Annotated in this window: 11 protein-coding genes; 10 read left to right on the top strand and 1 reads right to left on the bottom strand. The window is 36.2% G+C overall.

What is annotated here, in order from left to right; all coding sequences use genetic code 11:
- Positions 1-222: 222 nt before the first annotated feature.
- Positions 223-1,896 carry a GLPGLI family protein gene (locus tag OZP12_RS12260; protein WP_281225287.1) on the bottom strand — a complete coding sequence of 558 codons (1,674 nt, stop codon included), beginning with the start codon at positions 1,894-1,896 and terminating at the stop codon, positions 223-225.
- Between the two features lie 321 nt (positions 1,897-2,217).
- On the opposite strand from OZP12_RS12260, the gene OZP12_RS12255 reads away from it, so the two are divergent.
- From OZP12_RS12255 to OZP12_RS12210, 10 genes are all read left to right on the top strand, one after another.
- Positions 2,218-2,970 carry a GntR family transcriptional regulator gene (locus tag OZP12_RS12255; protein ID WP_281225286.1) on the top strand — a complete coding sequence of 251 codons (753 nt, stop codon included), beginning with the start codon at positions 2,218-2,220 and terminating at the stop codon, positions 2,968-2,970.
- A 4-nt stretch (positions 2,971-2,974) separates the two neighbouring features.
- Positions 2,975-5,641, top strand: a complete 2,667-nt coding sequence (locus OZP12_RS12250; RefSeq protein WP_281225285.1) for an ROK family protein — start codon at positions 2,975-2,977, stop codon at positions 5,639-5,641.
- A gap of 92 nt (positions 5,642-5,733) precedes the next feature.
- The gene (locus OZP12_RS12245) at positions 5,734-7,173 is read left to right on the top strand and encodes a sugar porter family MFS transporter (RefSeq protein WP_281225284.1); all 1,440 of its coding nucleotides are present in this window, start codon (positions 5,734-5,736) and stop codon (positions 7,171-7,173) included.
- Positions 7,174-7,194: 21 nt separating this feature from the next.
- On the top strand, positions 7,195-9,642 hold the full coding sequence (locus tag OZP12_RS12240; protein WP_281225283.1) for a bifunctional YncE family protein/alkaline phosphatase family protein: 2,448 nt from the start codon (positions 7,195-7,197) through the stop codon (positions 9,640-9,642).
- 58 nt (positions 9,643-9,700) lie between these two features.
- Entirely contained in the window at positions 9,701-13,045 is a 3,345-nt protein-coding gene (locus tag OZP12_RS12235) for a glycoside hydrolase family 38 N-terminal domain-containing protein (protein ID WP_281225282.1), read from the top strand.
- 13 nt (positions 13,046-13,058) lie between these two features.
- Positions 13,059-15,440 carry a GH92 family glycosyl hydrolase gene (locus OZP12_RS12230; protein ID WP_281225281.1) on the top strand — a complete coding sequence of 794 codons (2,382 nt, stop codon included), beginning with the start codon at positions 13,059-13,061 and terminating at the stop codon, positions 15,438-15,440.
- 16 nt (positions 15,441-15,456) lie between these two features.
- The gene (locus tag OZP12_RS12225; protein WP_281225280.1) at positions 15,457-16,161 is read left to right on the top strand and encodes a glucosidase family protein; all 705 of its coding nucleotides are present in this window, start codon (positions 15,457-15,459) and stop codon (positions 16,159-16,161) included.
- On the top strand, positions 16,134-16,748 hold the full coding sequence (locus OZP12_RS12220; RefSeq protein WP_281225279.1) for a glucosidase family protein: 615 nt from the start codon (positions 16,134-16,136) through the stop codon (positions 16,746-16,748). Before OZP12_RS12225 ends, OZP12_RS12220 begins: the two co-directional genes overlap by 28 nt.
- Positions 16,749-16,820: 72 nt before the next feature.
- Complete coding sequence (locus tag OZP12_RS12215; RefSeq protein WP_281225278.1) at positions 16,821-19,070, top strand: DUF4838 domain-containing protein; 2,250 nt, start codon at positions 16,821-16,823, stop codon at positions 19,068-19,070.
- 41 nt (positions 19,071-19,111) lie between these two features.
- Positions 19,112-21,013 carry a right-handed parallel beta-helix repeat-containing protein gene (locus tag OZP12_RS12210; protein ID WP_281225277.1) on the top strand — a complete coding sequence of 634 codons (1,902 nt, stop codon included), beginning with the start codon at positions 19,112-19,114 and terminating at the stop codon, positions 21,011-21,013.
- The last annotated feature ends 96 nt before the right edge of the window (positions 21,014-21,109 follow it).

The following is a 21,109-nucleotide window of genomic DNA, read 5'->3' as shown; positions in this document are numbered from 1 at the left end:
TTGTTTCTCTAGTAATCATTTTTTTTATCGTCAGTTCTAGATATCATTTTTATTCTAAAAAAAGCAATATAAATGAAGTTTGTTTTGTCAGGCTGAGCGCAGTCGAAGCCCTATCCAAACAAAAACGTCATTGGTAGTAAATTTGAAATACATTAGCTTTTCAAATTGTATCGAGAATCCGCATCGCTCCCCTTTCCTTCGGAGAGGGGTTGGGGGAGAGGATTATTTCTCCCCAATCAAAAATCCCGAAACATTCCACGCACTTGAGCTACTCCCTTCAGGTTTTCCAAGCGGAATAGATACTTTGATGGTATGTTTTCCAGGAGAAAGATTTCCTAAATCAATCAAATTTGGATTCGTCGTTGTTCCCGGGCACCAGTTGGATCGGCTTTCGTCAGAAGATGACAATCCGTTACCAAAATTACCCGAAGCAGGATTACTCAATCGGTATGAACCACAGTCGGTGCGCCAAGGAGTGAATCCAAAAATTTCTTTTCCATCAATCAAAATGGTGTTTTTTTTCTGCAAAAACTCATCACCATTTTCCCAACCTCCGTGACCGGTTGTAGTGTAACTCAATTTGAAATTTCTATAACCATCAGGCACTTCAAATGTCATTTCGAGCCCTTTTTCGTTATCAAACATTGTTGAATATTCTTGTCCCGCCATTTCCATTACATTCAGCGTATTGAAAAGAGGCAAAATAAAATCAGCTTTGGTATTGTTGTCTTCACCTTCATGAATCGTAATGTTTAAACTCGCTTTGTGCCCGCCTGCATCATAATTACCGATAAACATTCCAATATAAACCTCTTGATCACTTAGTTTTGGCTGTAATAATGAAATGTCTTGACGATAGATAACACTATCCTGCCAAACTTTGTTTTTTAGTTGTAAATAGTTGAAATGCTTTACTCCAAAAGGAGTGAAAAAGCGCATCATTTCTAATAATGAGGTGTATTCGTTGGTAGAAACAACGCCTTGGTATTTCTTGCCATTTCCATTTTCATAAACAGGTAAGGTTTTTATACCATTTTTTAATCCGTCAAGAAAAGATTTTTGTTTGTCCATCGGAATCATAAAAACCGAACCGGTTCTGTCATAAGCATCACCATTTGATTGCTCGGTTACATCTGCATAAATGGAACTTCCTCTTTTGATTTCAGGGAATTTAATTTTTCGAACAATTACAGTTCCGTTTGCAAATCTATAAATGCTGTCATTTGATTTGGCATCCGAAACAAAATGAATTTGTTCTTTGGTAAAAACCGGAATATTTACAAAGCGACTTTTCCATAATAAATCTTTGTAAGTCAATTGATCAACAGCTTGTACCTGTGGAATTACAAGAAGGGTAGGAGTGGTCTTTAAAATTTCAATTTTTGTAGCTGTCAAAGTCGAATTTCCGTTACGAATGGTTTCCAGAACCAAACCTAAATTTTGTCCCAAAACACTAGGCCCTCCTTTCAATCCAAATTCAGTGGTGTACCAAATTTCAATTTTATTTGAGTTGACAAAGGTTGTTGCCTTTTTGCAAGTATAATTCAGGATTTTTTTGGTTTCGGAGCTGAATTCAAATTTTTGTTTACCTAAAGCTTCATTATCATTACTGAGAATAGATTTGCCTCCTTTCAATTGTGCCCATTGTGAAATCGTTTGGGTGTTAAAATCGATAAAAGTTTGTTCAAATGGGAAGTTTGCATTTTGCTGCAGGATTTTGTCAGTTGTTATTAAACTTAAATCCTTCGAAGCAAACAAAAACATCGGGTCTTGATTTTCAGTCACTTTTCCGTTCGATGTTCTTAGGTAGGTGACTTTAATTGCTGTCGGTATTTTTTGTGCAAATGACAAAGTAATTACACAAACGGTCAACAGGGTTAATACTTTTTTTTTCATCTATTCTTTTTTTTTGGTGAGTTAGATAGAGGTATCCTAATATTTATGACTTAGATACTAAATCGTTTTATTAAAAAACAAATATATTAAATAAGTGCATATGATAGTAGGAGAAAGGTATATAATTATTCAAGTTTTAATATGAACATATCATTTTAAAATGACTTGAAAAGGAGTTTTTTGATTTTTATTTTCTGAAAATCAACTATTTCTCTATAACGTTTTAGGAAATAAATGTATTACTAAAATATGCTATATATCAATTATTTATATTTACTTAAAATAATTTTTTTGATAAAATAAAAATGTTACATTTGTCATATGTATGAACATTTAAAAAATATACCGTTACTAGATCATGACAGTAAAATTCCTTTGCATAAACAAGCGGAAGAACAATTACGTGAACTTATTAAACTTCCGGAATTTAAAGGAGGTGAATTATTTCCAAAAGAAGTCGATTTGGCAAAACGTTGGGGAATTTCCCGCAATACGCTTCGTCAGGCTATTGCTATTTTGGTGAATGAAAAATTGTTGGAAAGAAAAAAAGGTTCTGGAACAAGGGTTACTCAAAATCGGATAAGCACCAATCTTAATAATTGGATGAGTTTCACCCACGAGATGGAGGATTTGGGCTTGGAATTCAAAAATCTTTCATTGCATGCTGAAATTGTTCCTGCAAGTGCCAAAGTTGCTAAACATTTGCAAATAAACGAAGGAGACGAAGTCATGTTTTTACAACGAATCCGAAGCATTGACGATAGTCCAATGGTTTATTTTGAATCCTATTTTCATCCTCGAATAGGTCTTTCTCTTGATGAAAATTTTGAAACCCCACTATATGAAATATTGGATAATAAATACAATGTGGTTCCCGTGTATTCACAGGAAGAGCTCAAAGCCATTGCTGCCAGTAAGAAAATTGCTAGTAATTTGAAAATTGAAAAAGATCAGCCTGTTCTTGAAAGAAAGCGTGTAGTACTCGACACGGCCAGAAAACCAATCGAATATAATATCTGTTATTATAGAAATGATTGGTTTACCTATACAATAGAAATTAAACGTACGATTTAGAAAAATGAAAAAAGTAGGAGTTGATGTAGGAGGAAGCCATGTTACTGTAAGTGTTATCGAACACAATGCTACAGATAACCAAAAGCAAACATTTTTTAGAAAGGAAATCAATACAAATGAAAATCCAACAGCCATCATTTCAGCTATTGGTAACTCAATAAAAGAAGCTTTAGATCACCAAAATGGAGTAGCTACTATTGGAATCGCTTTTCCCGGACCATTTAATTATGCAAAAGGGGTGAGTGAAATAAAAGGGGTCGGAGGTAAATTTGAAACAACTTTTGGAGTTCATATACAACAGGCATTAAAAAATTTCACAGGTTTAGATACTGCTTTTTTTGCATTTGGAAATGATGCACATTGTTTTGCCGTAGGAGCTTATCATAGACATCAATTAAAAAGCAAACGAACCGTTTTTTTAACTCTTGGGACAGGTTTTGGTTCCGCTTTTATGGTCGATGGTGATTTGGTTGAAAATCATCCTGACGTACCAAAAAATGGAGTGTTTTATGATAAACCTTTCCTAGGAACTATTGCTGATGAATGTTTTTCAACTCGTTGGATTTTGGCTGAATATGAACGACTTTCAGGTCAGATAATTAAATCGGTGAAAGCTTTAGCAGCTTTAAATACGGATGTTTCGAAGATAGTTTTCAGAAATTTTGGAGCCAATATGGGAACTTTTCTTTTTCCTTGGTTCGAAAAATTTAGCTGTGAAGAACTTGTTATTGGCGGAAATATTTCGAAAGCTAAAGCTTTGTTTTTACCGGTATTGGAAGAAAAATTAAAATCATTAAAAACAAAAATTAATATCCTTTTCTGTGATGATGCGGAACAAAGCATTTTGACAGGAGCTACGATTATTGCAGACAAGAAAAATAGATTACAAATGGAAAACACTATTCAGTCCAAAAGAAAAACCACACAAGCTTTATTGCCGGTAAATGAGGTGGTAAAAAGCAATTCAGATTACAATATTTTTCCGTCTTTTCACACCAATTCAGACGTTTTTGTAGGATTTGATTCTTTAGCGAATGCCATTTCAAAACAAAAAAAGGTAATTATTGACGGATTTGGAGGTGTGCTTTGGGAGAATTTTAGAAACCATTTGAATTCGGCTTTGACCGAAAAAAAGATAAATGTGCTTTGGTATGATATTGATGCTTGTTTGAAATCATCTGCCGAGATTGACGAAATGATTAAACCGAATATGAATGGTGATGATTTGGTTTTCGGAAAACGATATGAAGGTGAACTTTCCGATTTCTTTGATGCTGAAAAACTAAAAATGTTGCAGCCCGATTCAGCGGCTGATATATGTATTGTTTATGGGACTGGCGCTTCTTTGGCTAATTGGGAAGGGCAATTGATTTATGTGGATGTGCCTAAAAATGAAATCCAATACCGAATGAGAGCTTGCTCGGTTAAAAATATTGGCTCCACTGATACTTTGGCGTATTCGCAAATTTACAAACGACTGTATTTTATTGAATGGCCGGTTTTGAATGCGCACAAAGAACGTTTACTTCCAAAAATTGATTTAATCGTTGATGAACAACGTATTGATGAAATTACTTGGATGCAGGGAAGTGATTTTAGAAAAGCGTTGGACAAAATGTTGGAATCACCGTTACGCGCTAGACCATGGTTTGAAGCTGGGGTTTGGGGTGGTCATTGGATGAAAAATCACATTGATGATTTGAATCAGGAAGAAGTGAATTATGCTTGGTCTTTTGAATTAATTACTCCGGAAAACGGAATTGTTTTGGAAGGAAACAATCATTTATTGGAAGTTTCTTTTGATTTTTTGATGTTCCGTGACAACAAAAAAGTGTTAGGAAAAGCGGCAGAACGTTTTGGAAATGATTTCCCGATTCGTTTTGATTATCTCGATACTTTCGATGGAGGAAATCTTTCTGTGCAATGTCATCCTCGTCCCGAATATATCAAAGAGAATTTTGGAGAACCTTTTACGCAGGATGAAACCTATTACATCCTTGATTGTAGAGATGATGCAAATGTGTATTTAGGTTTTACAGATGATATTAATCCAAAAGAATTTGAGCAAGCTTTAATCGAGTCTCAGGAGACAGCCCAACCAATTGAAATTGAAAAATACGTACAAAAATTCAAAGCCAAAAAACACGACTTATTCCTGATTCCAAACGGAACTATTCACGCTTCGGGAATTAATAATATGGTTCTGGAAATAAGCAGTACGCCTTACATTTTTACTTTCAAAATGTACGATTGGGTTCGCCCGGGATTGGACGGAAAACCACGCCCTATCAATGTTGAACATGGGTTGAAGAATGTTTATTTTGACAGAAAAGGAGAAAGGGTTGCCAATGAATTTATATCAAAACAAACTGCTGTTCAGGAATTTCCAAACGGACGAAAAATGAATTTATCAACTCATCAAGAACATTTTTATGCTATTGACCGCTATGAGTTTACAGGGGATATCGAAATCGAAACTTTAGGTCAGTGTCACATTTGTATGCTGGTCGAAGGAGATATTGCCGAAGTATCTGCGGGAGAAAATACCCAAACATTTAAATATGCCGAAACTTTTGTAATTCCGGCGAATGTCCCGAAATACAAAATCAATTGCAAAGGCGATAATAAAGCTTTTGTGGTGGTTTCATATGTAAAAGACAGTTGGTGTTAACTACATTTTTTCGAGAAACAATAAAGCAACCATTTTTTTATGCTAAATAAAAAATCGATTTAGTAACCTATTAACCAAGAACCAAAACTATTATGAAAAGACAAAGAACTAATTATTTTATATCGCTTATAACGCTGATTGCAGCTTTAGGAGGCTTTTTATTCGGTTTTGATATGGCCGTAGTAAGTGGAATTATTGAACCATTGAAATTGCAGTATGGCTTATCATCAGGTCAGGAAGGATTATTTGTGTCCTGCGCTTTATTAGGGTGTATTGTAGGTGTTGCGTTTTCGGGTTACATGAGCGATAAAATAGGAAGAAGGAAAGTACTGTTTGTTTCTGCTGTTTTGTTTTTAATCAGTGCTATTGGATTCGCGTTTTCGGAAGTTTATGTAGTATTGATTGCTTTTCGTGTCCTTGCAGGAATGGGTGTGGGTGTGGCTTCGAATGTGTCACCGCTTTATATTTCCGAGGTGGCGCCTTCGCAAAAGAGAGGAAAGTTGGTTGTTTTTTATCAACTTGCCATAACCGTTGGAGTTTTGGCGGCTTATATCAGTAATTTATTTTTGCAGCGATACGCTTCGGCCAATGCTGGAGAAGGAACTGGTTTGGTGCATTGGATGTTTGTTGAAAATGTTTGGCGCGGAATGTTCATCGTTGGGGTTATACCGGCTTTGGCGTTTTGTTTGTTATTATTAATAGTTCCCGAAAGCCCACGCTGGTTGGTACAATACGGGGAAAACGTTAAGGCATTGGATATTTTGACAAAAATAAATGGCGAAGAAACGGCTCGTTTGGAGTTGGATTCCATCAAAGAAATGGCTGGTCAAAAATCAGGCGGAATTAAAGAGTTATTACAATTGCCACTTCGTAAATTATTGATTTTGGCAATGGTACTTACAGCTTTGTCACAATTTAGCGGAATCAATGGCGTGATTTTTTACGGGCCAACAATTTTGAAATCGGCAGGAATTGTTACCAGTGATGCGCTGTTTTATCAGGTAATATTGGGATCTGCCAATGTGCTTTTTACTTTTATTGCCATTTCAAAAGTGGATAGTTGGGGTCGCAGACCATTATACATTGTAGGTTCTTTGTGTGCCGCTTTTGCATTGGCATTAACCGCTTTTTGTTTCCTAATGAATGTTACGGGTTGGTTCATGCTCTTTAGTATTATTTTATTCCTGTTGTTTTTTGCTTTTTCGCTTGGGCCATTAAAATTTGTTATATCGACAGAAATTTTTCCAACTCATATAAGAGGAACCGCTTTATCAGTCTGCATTATGACGATGTGGGTTTCCGATTATATAGTGAATCTATTGTTTCCTGTGATGCGAGACGGATTGGGAATTGCTACTACGTTTTTTATTTTCTCCTTCTTCTGTATTCTTTCTTTTTTATATGCTAAAAAGAAACTGTTTGAAACCAAAGGAAAAAGTCTGGAAGAAATTGAAAGAGAATGGAATTCTGATTTGAATAGTGGCAAGGAATTATCCATTAATAAAATGGAGATTTTAGAAGAAATTGAATAATCGTAGATTAAAAACGAAGCCATGAAAAATCGTTCTGTTCAAATAGTTTTTGCGTCTTTGTTTTCTTTCTTTTTTGGGAATGGTTTAATAGCGCAAACTCAACTGCAAAAAGAAGTCAAAACCGTTTTATTGCCTAATGGCTGGTCAATTACAAATGTTGGCAGGTCTTTACCTTTGGGCGATTTGCCATTGAATATTGCTGTTAGTAAATCAAAAAAATGGATTGCAGTAACTAATAACGGTTTAGGGAAGCATTATATTCAGCTTATTGACCCTAAAAAGGAAAAACAAGTCGATAGTATTATTATTCCTTCGAGTTGGTACGGATTGAAGTTTAGTTCAAACGAAAAACAATTGTACGCTTCGGGAGGGAATGACAATGTTATTTACCGAATCGATTTGATTGGTAATAAACTCAAACTTGCCGATACCATTACTTTAGGCAAAAAATGGCCAAATAGAATTTCGCCTGCAGGCTTTGATGTTGACGACAAAAATCAGTTGCTTTATGTGGTGACCAAAGACAATAATTCACTTTATGTGATGGATTTGAAAACCGAAAAAGTTAAAAAGCAACTTCCTTTGGGCGGTGAAGGCTTTACCTGTGTTTTGTCTCCCTATTCAAAAGAATTGTATGTGAGTTGTTGGGGTTGCGAAAAATTATTGGTTTATGATACTATAAAAGAAGAATTTATAGCTTCAGTTCCTGTAGGAAGCCACCCAAATGAGATTCTACTTTCAAAAAATAATGATTTTCTATTTGTTGCCAATTCTAATGATAATTCGGTTTCAGTCATTGATAGAAAAACACGTAATATCGTTGAAACACTTAATGCTGCCTTATATCCTGATGCACCGGCGGGATCAACTACCAATTCTTTGAGTTTGAGCGATAATGGAAAACAACTTTATATTGCCAATGCTGATAATAATTGTCTTGCTGTTTTTGATGTAAGTCATTCTGGTAAAAGCAAATCGCTTGGATTTATTCCTACTGGCTGGTATCCTACGAATGTTAGGATTGTGAACAAGAAAATATTTGTAGCCAACGGAAAAGGATTTGTTCCGATGACCAATCTTCAGGCACCAACACCTTATACAAAAGGATATAATTTACAATATAGGGCAGAGGACGCTTCCAAACCCAAATCGGTGCATTCGATTGGTGAATTGTTCAAAGGGACATTAAGCATTATCGACCAACCATCTACAGATTTATTGGGCGCTTATACTAAAATGGTTTATCAAAATTCGCCGTATTCAAAAGAAAAAGAACTGAAAGCGCATAATGATGTTGGAAATCCCGTTCCAATGAAAGTTGGGGATGTAAGCCCAATAAAATATGTGTTTTATGTTATCAAAGAAAACCGAACCTACGACCAGGTTATGGGTGATGTAAAAGAAGGAAATGGAGATCCTTCGCTAGTTATGTTTGGCGAAAAAATAACACCCAATCAGCACAAGTTGGCGAAAGACTTTGTGCTTTTGGATAATTTTTATGTTGATGCCGAAGTCAGTGCTGATGGTCATAATTGGTCACTTGGCGCTTATGCAACAGATTATCTTGAAAAAATGTGGCCTACCTGCTACGGTCGTGCTTGGGATTATCCAGGAGAAGGCCGCAGACCGATTGCCAACAATAAAGCAGGGTTTATTTGGGATGCTTGCAAACGTGGCAATGTAAGTTACAGAACTTATGGCGAATTTATTATTGAAAAAAAGCCGACAATAGCTGTTTTGCAAAATCATTATTGCAAAAGTTTCAATACTTGGGTCGAATTGGCAGAAAAAGATGTAAACCGTTTCGAACAATGGAAAAAAGATTTTGATTCGTTGGTAGCAATTAAGCAAGTTCCTCGATTTAATACAATCCGTTTTCTGAACGACCACACCGAAGGCTTAAGAAAAGGAAGACCCACGCCAAATGCACACGTTGCAGACAATGATTTGGCTACAGGACTTTTAGTCGAATATTTAAGTAAAAGCCCTATTTGGAACGAATGTTTGGTTTTAATTGTAGAAGATGATGCTCAAAGTGGAACTGATCATGTAGATGCACATAGAAGCACCGCTTTTTTAGCAGGACCGTATGTAAAACGGAATTTTGTGGATCATACGATGTATTCCTCGACTTCGTTTTTACGTACGATAGAGTTGGTTTTGGGATTACCGCCAATGTCGCAACATGATGCCGCTTCGACTCCTTTGTGGAATAGCTTTACATCAAAACCCGATTTTACACCATTCAAGTCGGTTCCCGCAAATATTGATTTGAACGAAAAGAATATAGCAATGAATAAATGGCAGCAAAAATCAGAGACTTACGATTTCTCAAAAGTTGATGCCATTCCTGATCTGGAATTTACAGAATTGCTTTGGTACGCTATTAAAGGGGATGCAGTTGCATTTCCAGGTCCCAGACGAGCTGCTTTTGTTAGTCTGAACGATAAAAAGGACGATGATGATTAAAAGTTGAAATATCAAAGATTAGTTATAATTAAATGAGGGAATTATAAAAATATTGAATATGAATTTAAAAAAACGAAACATTGTCCGGTTATCTATTGCTCTTTTTATCGGCTTTTTAACGCAGTCAATCCTTGCACAAAATGAAGCTCCTTTTTTCGGAAAAATCAATTGGATTAATGGTTACTCTCAAGAAATAAGCGGAGAAAATATTAGCTATAATTCGGCTTTTCAGGATTACGCCACTGTAGCGCTTTTGACCAGAAATACAGATGGTAATAAAGTCATTGAATGGGAAACAGCTCCAGTTCCAAAAGGGACTAAAGGCGAGTATGTTTATTTCGGATTTGTAGCCGGACATTCTACAGGGACCAGTAGTGGTGACAGAAATTATGATTTATATGTCAATGACAAAAAGCTTTTGACTTTCACAACTTTGCCTAAAAATCAAAAACCAAATTGGATTTTCAAAGCTGAAGATGGTTCGGCACTAGTGTTTCAACAAACAAAGTTGGACGGTGCACGTGATTCACAAGGATATGCTTTTTTGCGTCTTCCAGTAAATAAAGTAAAACCGGGTCAATCCGTTCGCATCAAAATTGTAGGTCAGAAACAAAACAGCACGGATTGGTTCATGGCTTTCAAATTTCCTTTTGAGGAAAATGTAAAAGTTGTTCCGATGCCTTTTCTTTTAAAAGATGGAACACAATCTTTAGCTCTTACTGTTTTGCATTTTGGAAAAGAAGAAACTGTAAAGGTGAAAATTAATGATAAAGAAAATCACATTTATACGGTTAAAAATGGAATGAACAGTTTTGATGTTCCGGTTGCAGCAGTGAGTAAAGAAGAAAAAGTAAAAGTGCTCGCGACCATTGGGAATAAAACGTATATCAACGATTCTTATGTTGTAAAACCTGTTATTTACAGGGAACTTCATTTGATTCATCATGCGCATACTGATATTGGTTATTCACATTTACAGCCTGAAGTTTTGAAAATTCACAATAAAAATATTGATGATGCCCTCGAAATGATTGAAAAAACAAAATCATATCCCGAAGAGGCAAAATTCAAATGGAATATTGAATCAATCTGGGCTGTTGAAAATTATCTGAAAGTAGCTACTCCAACGAAAAAAGAGAGATTTGTTGCGGCTGTGAAAAATGGCGATATTTTCCTTTCTGCTTTGTATGCAAACATGCTTACCGGCATGAGTCAACCCGAAGAGATGTTTCATTACACGGATTATGCGGCGAAATTGCGTAAGGAATTTGGATTTAAAATAAACGGAGCAATGATTTCGGATATCCCCGGATTTGCATGGTCAACCGTAACGGCTCTTTCAAAAGGAGGCGTGAAATACTTTTCGATAGGTTCTAATTTTATGGGATTAGACCATCCTTATTTGGGAGATAGGGCAGGTCATTTTTTGAAGAATTGGGGAGACAAACCAGTTTGGTGGACTTCTCCTTCGGGTCAGGAAAAAGTTCTGTTTTGGGCTGGAGCCAAAGGATATTCGTCGTGGCACGGCATGCAACCTGGCGCTATTTTCGAAAGAGGTTCTAAAAAAATCGCTGATTATTTGAACGAACTGACCGCAAATAATTATCCTTATGACATGGTGCAATGGCGCTTTAATATCGTTGCTGATAATGGGCCAATTGAACCTAATATTTCTGATTTTGTAAAAAAATGGAATGAGAAATATGCATCTCCAAAATTGGTTCTGAACACTACGGAGAAACTATTTGAAACTTTCGAAAAAAAATATGGTGATAAAATCCCAACCGTAAAAGGGGATATGACACCTTATTGGGAAGACGGAGCTATTTCGACCGCTGAGGAAGAAGGAAAAAACAGAATCAACAGTTTGCGTTTACAGCAATTGACAACGCTTTATACGATGCTAGATTCTAAAAAATATAACGAAAAAAAATTTTACGAAGCCTGGAGAAATATTCTCCTGTTTCATGAGCATACCTGGGGAGCACATAATAGTACAACCGAACCGGATGTCCCTTTTGTAACTGAACAGTGGTGTATTAAAAAACAGTATTTACTTGATGGCGACAAGCAGATTAATGAGCTGGAGAAAAATTTGTTTGAGGATATAAGTAATTCACAATCAAAAAAAATTGCCGTTTTCAATACTTCTTCATGGAAAAGAACTGGATTAGTGATTATTGAATCATCAGTTGACGGAAAATCAGTGAAAGATGCTAATGGAAATCTTTTGCCTTTGCAAAAATTAAACAACGGAAAACAGGCTTTTATCGCTAAAGACGTTCCTGCTTTTGGATCTGTTTCGTATGAAATTACAAATAAAGTAGCGCCTGCTTTGTCCAGCAAATTTGTTTTGAGTGAAAATTCATTATCGAATGGAAAAATTGAATTCTCTTGGGACAAAAACAATGGAAGCATCACGAATTTGAAAACCGTTTCGGATTTCAATTATGCGGGTGATTTCAAAAAACAAGGATTAAATAGTTATTGGTATGTACCGGGATTGAATCCTGAAGAAGCTCAAACTAACGGAAATGTTCAGATAAAAATTATTGAAAAAGGACCAGTTATTACAACAGTTTCAATTACTTCAGATGCTCCTGGAGCCAATAAATTGGAGCGTATTATTTCGCTTTACAGTGGAAGCGACGAAGTAATGATCCAAAATGTTTTGGATAAAAAAGCCATCCGAAACAAAGAGGGTGTTCATTTTGGATATCCATTCAATGAGCAATTTACCAAAACCACTCTTGATGCCGGTTATGGCTCGATGGAGTTCCTAAAAGATCAATTGCCAGGATCGAATATGGATTATTTATACGGAAGAAGATGGGTGGATGTTTCTGCTGGAGACAAGGGAATTCAGTGGTTATTATTAGAATCGCCTTTGGTTGAACCAAGCAATATGATTGATGAAAGAAAAGTCGTTGAAGGTAATCACAAAGAATGGAAAAAAACGGGTCAACCAACTGCAACCTGGTTCAGTTATGTGATGAATAATTATTGGCACACCAATTATAAAGCAGATCAGGAAGGAATCGTAAGTTTCAGATATGCGCTTCGTCCTCACGCTGCAGTAAACGCAGAAGATATAGAAAAAGCGGCTGCGGATTTTACACAACCTTTGATTGGAATTATGATTAAAGACGACGTGAAATTGCCTTCGAATCTTTTTGAATTAACAAACTCAAAAATTGTGGTAACTAGTCTAACTCCGAACGAAGATGGTACAATATTAATGCGTTTGTTCAATCCGGAATCCTCTGCTCAAGAAACCAAATTTATTTGGAAATCATTAGTACCAAAATCTATTATTGATGTAACGACTGGAGACGAAAAAACAAGTTCCTCCGAAATTAGTATCGTTGGAAGTGGAGTTTCAGAATTTTTATTGAAGAAATAAAATTGGAATAAATATGAAGACAATATCAAAAGGAATTTTACTGCTGTTAATGAGCATTTCTATTTTTTCTTGTTCGAAGAAAAAAGATGATTTTAATGCTGCTTCTTGGGTTAATCCACAAATTGGTTCGGTACATGGGCGTTGGTTTTTTTACACACCGGCTTCTGTGCCTTTTGGTATGGCTAAATTAGCTCCTCACACTAATGCTTACGGAAGTGGCGGAAGCTGGGAACCCTGTGGTTACGACAATCGTCATAATTCTATTGAAGGTTTCGGACATTTTCACGAATTTCAAATCGGTGGATTGGTAGCGATGCCGATAACAGGAAAATTACAAACTACGCCTGGAACTTTGGAAAAGCCGGAAACAGGTTATCGTTCGACTTTTGACAAAAAAGACGAACATGCAGAGCCTGGTTATTATTCGGTTTTTCTAAAAGAGTACGGTATTAAAGCCGAATTAACAGCTACAGAAAGAGTTGGTTTTCATCGATACACTTTTCCGAAATCAAAGGAATCACGCATCATTTTCGATATTGGACATCGCGAAGGTGAAAGTAGCGGTGTGACGGAAGCCACAATGAAACTTTCGGGCAAGAATACTTTGGAAGGAACTATAGAAACGTATCCTGAATACTTGAAATTCTGCGACCCAGAAAAAAGAGTGAAAATGTATTTTGTTATTCAGATGAGCAAAACGCCAGAATCGTACGGTTCATTTATTGAAGACAAAACTTTCGATAGTCAAAAAGAAACCAAAGGAATTGGAAATGGAATGTATATAAATTTCACAACCAAAAAAGGAGAAGTTGTCGAAATGCAAGTTGGACTTTCTTATACAAGTATTGAAAACGCTAAACTGAATTTGAAAACCGAATCGGAAGGTCAGACATTTGATGCAGTAAGAACTGCGGCACATGAAAAATGGAATGAGAAATTAGGACGAATCAAAGTTGAAACTAAAGACAGCATTAATAAAGTAAAATTCTACACTGGTTTGTACCATGCACTTTTAGGACGTGGATTGGCAAGTGATGTCAACGGAAGTTATCCTAGACACGACGGTAAAATTGGTCGTATTCCTTTGGATTCAAACGGAAAACCAAAATACAATCATTACAACACAGACGGAATTTGGGGCGGATTTTGGAATTTGGGACAACTTTGGGCTTTAGCGTATCCTGATTATTTGAGTCAATACATTCAGTCTAATCTTGATTTTGCTAAAGAAACGGGTTGGTTGCACGACGGAGTTGCCGCCGGAGCACATTCGAACGGTGTACAAACAAACTGTTTTGGCTTGATGATTGCCGCGACTTATAACTGTGGCATTCGTGATTTTAACGTGGATGAAGCTTATAAAATAGCTTATAAAAATGAAACCGGTTACAACAATCGCCCATTTGGTTCAGGGAAATATGATCTGTCCTATTTTGTAAAAGACGGTTATATTCCGTCGAAAGACACTGTATTGGCAAATGGATGGAAGTTCAACTTCGGGGCATCACATACACTCGAATTTGCCTATACTTCTTACGGAGTTTCGCAATTTGCAAAAGCATTGGGGAAAAAAGCAGATTATGAAAAATTGATGAAGCAAGCCGGAAATTGGAAAAATATCTTTGATCCCGAAACCAAATTCATTCGACCAAGATACCAAGATGGGAAATTTATTGAAAATTTTGATCCAATGCAGGCTTGGAGAGGATTTCAGGAAGCAAATGGCTATCAATATACTTGGTATGTTCCGCAAGATCCAGCGGGCTTAATAAAAGTTTTGGGCTTGGATTTATTCAACCAACGTTTGGAAAATACATTTAACGTAAGTCAAAAATCAACTTTTGGCGGAGGAAACGGAATCGACAGTTTCTCAGGATTGGAAATGTTGTACAACCACGGTAATCAGCCTTGTTTGCACCAGTCCTTTTTATTCAATTATTCAGGCAAACCTTGGTTAACGCAAAAATGGTCACGTACAATTTGTGACGAATTTTACGGAGCGGAGCCGCTTCATGGTTACGGTTACGGACAAGACGAAGATCAAGGGCAATTGGGAGCTTGGTACGTAATGGCTTCGATGGGATTGTTTGATGTTCAGGGTCACGCAGCGATGCATCCGACCTTCCAATTCGGAAGTCCGTTATTTGATAAAGTAACAATCAAATTGGACAAGAAATATTATAAGGGTGACGAATTGGTAATTGTAACCAAAAATAATTCGAAGAAAAACAGGTACATCCAATCAGCTTCTTTCAATGGCGAAAAAAATGAAAATGTGTGGATTGACCGCAAAAAACTAACTGATGGAGGAACCTTGATTTTTGATATGGGCGTAAATCCTAATACCAAATGGGGAATAAAAACTCCGCCTCCATCAATGAGTACAAGTAATTAATTCAAATTGAAATAATATGAAGAAAATAGTAACCTCAATAGTAGTATTTTCATTTGCTTTGACAGCTACAGCGCAGCCAAAGCCTTCTATTGATAAAAAATTAGCAGATAAAATCAAAAATGATTCCTATATGCCTTTTGTGAAAAATAAGGCGTTGGAAGTGATGAAAACGGGAGTAAATGCCGGGGATGGCTATCGCGAAGTATGGATTCGTGATTATAATACTTTCATCGAATTGGCTGCACAAGTCACGAAAAAGGAAGACATAAAGGAAAATCTTTTGGTATTTTTCAGAATGCAGGGTGAGGACGGAAACATCATTGACGGTTATACCCCAAAAGAGAAAATAGGAAAAGAAGAAACCGATTTTTCCTATTCAAAATTGGAACCAAGATATGCTGCACATAAAAATACAGTAGAAACCGATCAGGAGTCTTCATTGATACAAGCGGTTTATAAATACATTAAATTGACAGGTGATAAATCTATTTTGAATGAAAAAGTGGGTGATAAAACCGTTGCAACAAGACTGGAATGGGCAATGGATTTTCTCATGCAACATCGATACACTAAAAAATACGGATTAATTACCGGAGCAACAACTGCTGATGGGGAGATGTACAGCCAGAACCGGGTTATGGAGTTGATGTTGATGGAAACACGCATATTGCTTGTGATATTTATGATAATGCAATGTTTGTTATCGCTTTGGATAATCTGATGGAAATGATGCCTGCCAGTAAACAAAAATGGGGTAGAATCAGAAGTGATGTTGCCAAAAACTGTCGTGCTTATCTTTGGGATGCCAAAAAGAAAAAATTTATTCCGCACTTGTATTTGAATGGTTCCCCTTTTCCTGCTGATTTTGACGAAAATAATATTTTTTATTTCGGAGGAACAACGGTGGCAATGGAAGCGGGATTGTTGAGCAAAAAAGAAGTAAAAGCTTCATTGGATGAAATGGTAAAAAGAGTCAAAGAAGCTGGTGCTCCTTCGATTGGTCTGACGCTTTATCCGCCTTATCCAAACGGTTATTTCGTAAATAAAATCATGAACCCGATTTATAGTTACCAAAATGGAGGTGACTGGACGTGGTTTGGAGCGAGAACGATTCAGCAATTAATCAAATACGGTTATGTGGAAGAAGCCTACAGAGAAGTGCAACCCATGTTGAAACGCGTGAAAGACAACAATGGCTTCTACGAATGGTATTCCATTAAAAATGAGCCAAGAGGTTCGGGGACTTTTAGAGGCGAAGCGGGTGTTTTATATACTGCCATCGTAATGTTCGAAAATCTGAATAAATAAAATTAAATAAAGATAAAGTAGAATTGAATATCAATTAGCTTCATCTTTTTTGCTTAAACTAACCAAAACAAAATGAAAAAAAATAGTAATCAATTCGTCTCCTCAAATAGCTTCAAAGCCTTCTTTTGTTTGCTATTATTCGCTTTTCAGTTTAATTCTTTTGCCAAAACAATTCCGCTTATAGTAAATGGGAAGAGTGATTATGTTATTGTTATTTCTGCCAATGAAAAGGAACAGGAAAAAACGGCTGCTTTGCTTTTGCAAAAGTATGTTTCCGAAATTTCAGGATATCAGCTTCAAATTTCAAACCAACTGGCAAAAGGTAAAAAGGCAATCTATATTAATATTTCGAATGCCATTCAAAATCCGGACGGGTTTTTGATAAAGACCAAAAATGATGCCCTTTATATAGATGGAGGAGTTAAAAAAGGCTGTATTTATGGGATTGTGACCTTGCTGGAAAAGTATATGGGCTGCCGTTATTATTGGTCAAATTATAAAGAAATACCATCAGCAAAAAACATCAATTTGCCTGAAATTAATTTAAAAGACGAACCCAAAAATGACTGCCGAATTGTTTACATAGTTGACAAAGTAGGGCAAGAATTTTTGGATTGGAATCGATTGAATACCGTTGATGAAATTTTTGCCAAAGGCTACTATGTGCATACGTTTGGAAAATTGGTTCCGTGGCAGGAATATTTCAAAACGCATCCCGAATATTTTTCTGAAATGAATGGAAAAAGAAATATCGACCAATTGTGCCTGTCAAACCCAGAAGTTTTAAAAATCACGATTGAAAAACTGAAAAAAGAAATGGCTCTTCAGCCCAATGAAGAATACTGGTCAGTGAGTCAGAATGATAATTTTTCGTATTGCCAATGTGAAAAATGTAGCAAAATAATTGCAGAAGAAGGAAGCCCGTCCGGTCCGATTATCCGTTTCGTGAATGAAGTGGCGAAACAATTTCCGGATAAAATTATCTCGACTTTGGCTTATGAATATTCGCGAAAAGCGCCAGCCGTTACAAAGCCAGCTAAAAATGTTCAGGTGATGTTATGTACCATCGAATTGAATCGTAGCAAAGCAATAGAAGTGGACAAGGGAAATGAATCGTTCAAAAATGATATCATTGAATGGGGAAAAATCTGCAATCATATTTACCTCTGGGATTATAATATCGATTTTGCCAATTCGGTGAGTCCTTTCCCTAATTTACATGTGTTGCAGCCTAATATTCAGTTTTTTGTAAAGAACAACGTTTCCGCTCATTTTCAGCAGGCGAATGCTTCGGTGGGATCGGAATTCTCTGAGTTGAAAGTCTATTTGATTTCCCGTTTGTTGTGGAATCCAAATGCTGATGCAGCTCAAATAAGGAATGATTTTTTAAACGGATATTATGGAAAAGCGGCTCCATGGATAAAAAAATACATTGATAAATTAGAAAGTGAATTGAAGAAAAGCGGTGACAGACTCGATATTTACGAGCATCCGACAAGTCATCAGAATACTTTTTTGTCGCAGACAAATATTAATGAATACAATACCTTTTTCGATAATGCTGAAAAAGAAGCCCAAGGGGATGTGACTCAATTGCTTCATGTAAAAGTGGCGCGATTACCGTTACAGTTTGCCATCATGGAAATTGGTAAAAATGACATGTTTGGACCGCGTGGCTGGTACGCTGAGAAAAATGGCGACTTTACCGTGATTCCAGAAAAAGTTCAACTAATTGAAGATTTTTATTCAGTTTGCCAACAGGCTAATATTGACCATTTGAACGAATCTGGTTTGACACCAAAATCCTATTACGAAAGCACCAAACGATTTATAGATGTTCAGGTGAAGGGTAATCTTTCCTTCAAGAAAAAAGTAACTTCGAGCGAAACTCCATCACCACAGTACAGCAAAGGAGATTTAAGTTACTTGACCAATGGTGTTCGAGGCGATAGCAATTACAAAGTGCATTGGTTGGGTTGGGAAGGAGTCGACTTTAGTTTAACAGTCGATCTGGAAAAACCGGTTCAAGCAAAAACAATCGAAATCAGTTCGCTTTGGGATGCCAAAAGTTGGATTCTTCATCCGGCAGGTATTCGTTGTTTGGTTTCAGAAAATGGAACAGATTTTATCAAAGTAGGAAATATTTCGACAGAAGGTAATCAGGAGAAAGCAGAAGTGAATAAAGTCTTTTCATTTAAAGCTCCTGAAAAAAACATTCGCTTTGTCAAATTTGAAATAACAGGAACAAAGAAATTACCGGAATGGCACCCTTCGGCTGGTTCAAAATCCTGGGTTTTTATTGATGAAATTGTAGTAAAGTAAGAAGTTAATATAGTTTTATAATATTTTAATAATCAGTTATAATGAAATATAAATTATTAATATTTTGGCTTATAATAACATTTGGCCTTTCGGCAAAAGAGATACATGTTTCTGTTAGAGGAAATGACACAAATGAAGGAACGTTAATGAAGCCTTTCAGAACGATTAATCATGCTGCCCAAATAGCTGTAGCTGGTGATGTAGTGATTGTTCATGCCGGAACTTATAGGGAAAGAATCAATCCGAAAAACGGTGGAGAAAACGATTCTAACCGAATTATTTACAAGGCAGCCGATGGAGAAAAAGTTGAAATCAAAGGCTCAGAAGTTTTAACAGGTTGGAAAAAAGTAAAAGAAGGTGTTTGGAAAATTGTGATTCCGAATTCTTTTTTTGGAGATTACAATCCATTCAAAGACTACGTAGCTGGTGATTGGTGTAGTAATCCTGTAAAAATTCATACTTGTGATATTTTTATTGGTGGGAAATCGCTTTTTGAAACGGATAAAATGGAATTGGTTACTAATCCAGTGCCTAACGCAAAAGTGAACGAAAAAGAGAGCACTCTTTACACGTGGTACACCGAATGTGACGACCAAACAACAACAGTTTGGGCTAATTTTCAAAAACGTAACCCCAATAAGGAATTAACCGAAGTCAGCATCCGAAGAACCTGTTTTTATCCAGAAACCCCAGGAATCAATTATATTACTATCACCGGATTTGATTTTAGTCAAGCGGCAACACAATGGGGAGCGCCAACGGCAGAGCAGGTGGGTATGGTTGCGACACATTGGAACAAAGGATGGATTATCGAAAACAATACGATTCACGATTCAAAATGCGTGGGAATCAGTTTGGGAAAGGAAAGAAAAACAGGTCATAATGTTTGGACACAGGATTTAGGGAACATTTTCAATGATGGAAACATTCACTATATCGAAGTCATTTTTAGAGTGTTAAAAAATGGCTGGAACAAAGAAAATATAGGCTCCCATATCGTTAGAAACAACAAAATATTTAATTGTGAACAGGCCGGAATTTGCGGAAGCATGGGCGCTGTTTTTTGTACAATTGAAAATAATCATGTTTATAATATCCATCAGAAGAAACAATTTGGCGGAGCTGAATTGGGTGGAATAAAACTTCATGCAGCAATCGATACACAAATAATCCATAACCGAATCCACTCGGTTGACGGGGCTGGAATTTGGTTGGATTGGATGGCACAAGGAACGAGAGTTTCAAGAAATTTAATGTATAACAATAGTTGGCAGGATATTTTCGCTGAAGTTAATCACGGCCCTTATTTGATTGATAATAATATTTTGCTTTCGGAAAATGCAATTAATTTACAGTCAACTGGCGGTGCGATTGTTCATAATCTGATTGTTGGGACTTTTGAATTAGGATTAAATCAAACCCGGTCAACGCCTTATCATTTGGGACATTCAACTGAAATTAAAGGTCTTTCCGAAATTGTTCCCGGTGATGACCGTTTTTATAATAATATATTCTTAACCAAAAAAGAATTGAAAGATGGAAGTTATTCTCTAGATGAGAATTTTGGATTAAACGATTACAAAAAAGCAAAATTGTCCGCAACTGCTGATGGGAATATATATTATGGAGGCTCAATACCTTATTTTAAAGAGGTTAATTTTATTGAAAATAGAGCAGTAGATCCTAAATTCTTATTGATTGAAGAAGGAAATAAAGTCTTCATATCCTATACATTGGCTGATGATTCAGGTTTAAAAACAAAAAGTGTTGATACTGATTTGTTGGGTAAAACTACTGTTTCCAAAGAAAAATTTGAAAACCCTGATGGAACACCCTTAAAAATTGACATTGATTATTTCGGTAATAAACGGTCGTCTATAAATCCTTCATCAGGAGCCTTTGAAAACAAAGGAAATAAGATAGAGAAATTGCAAGTTTGGTAAGGTTGTTTATTCTTTTTTGAAATTTTATTGTTATATAGTAAAACGATTTAGTATTTTTGAAATCAAATGCTGTTCATTGAATCCATTTTGGCTAAT

It is taken from the genome of Flavobacterium aquiphilum (genome assembly GCF_027111335.1).
Classification (GTDB): domain Bacteria; phylum Bacteroidota; class Bacteroidia; order Flavobacteriales; family Flavobacteriaceae; genus Flavobacterium; species Flavobacterium aquiphilum.
This window is presented reverse-complemented; position numbering and strand designations above follow the sequence as displayed.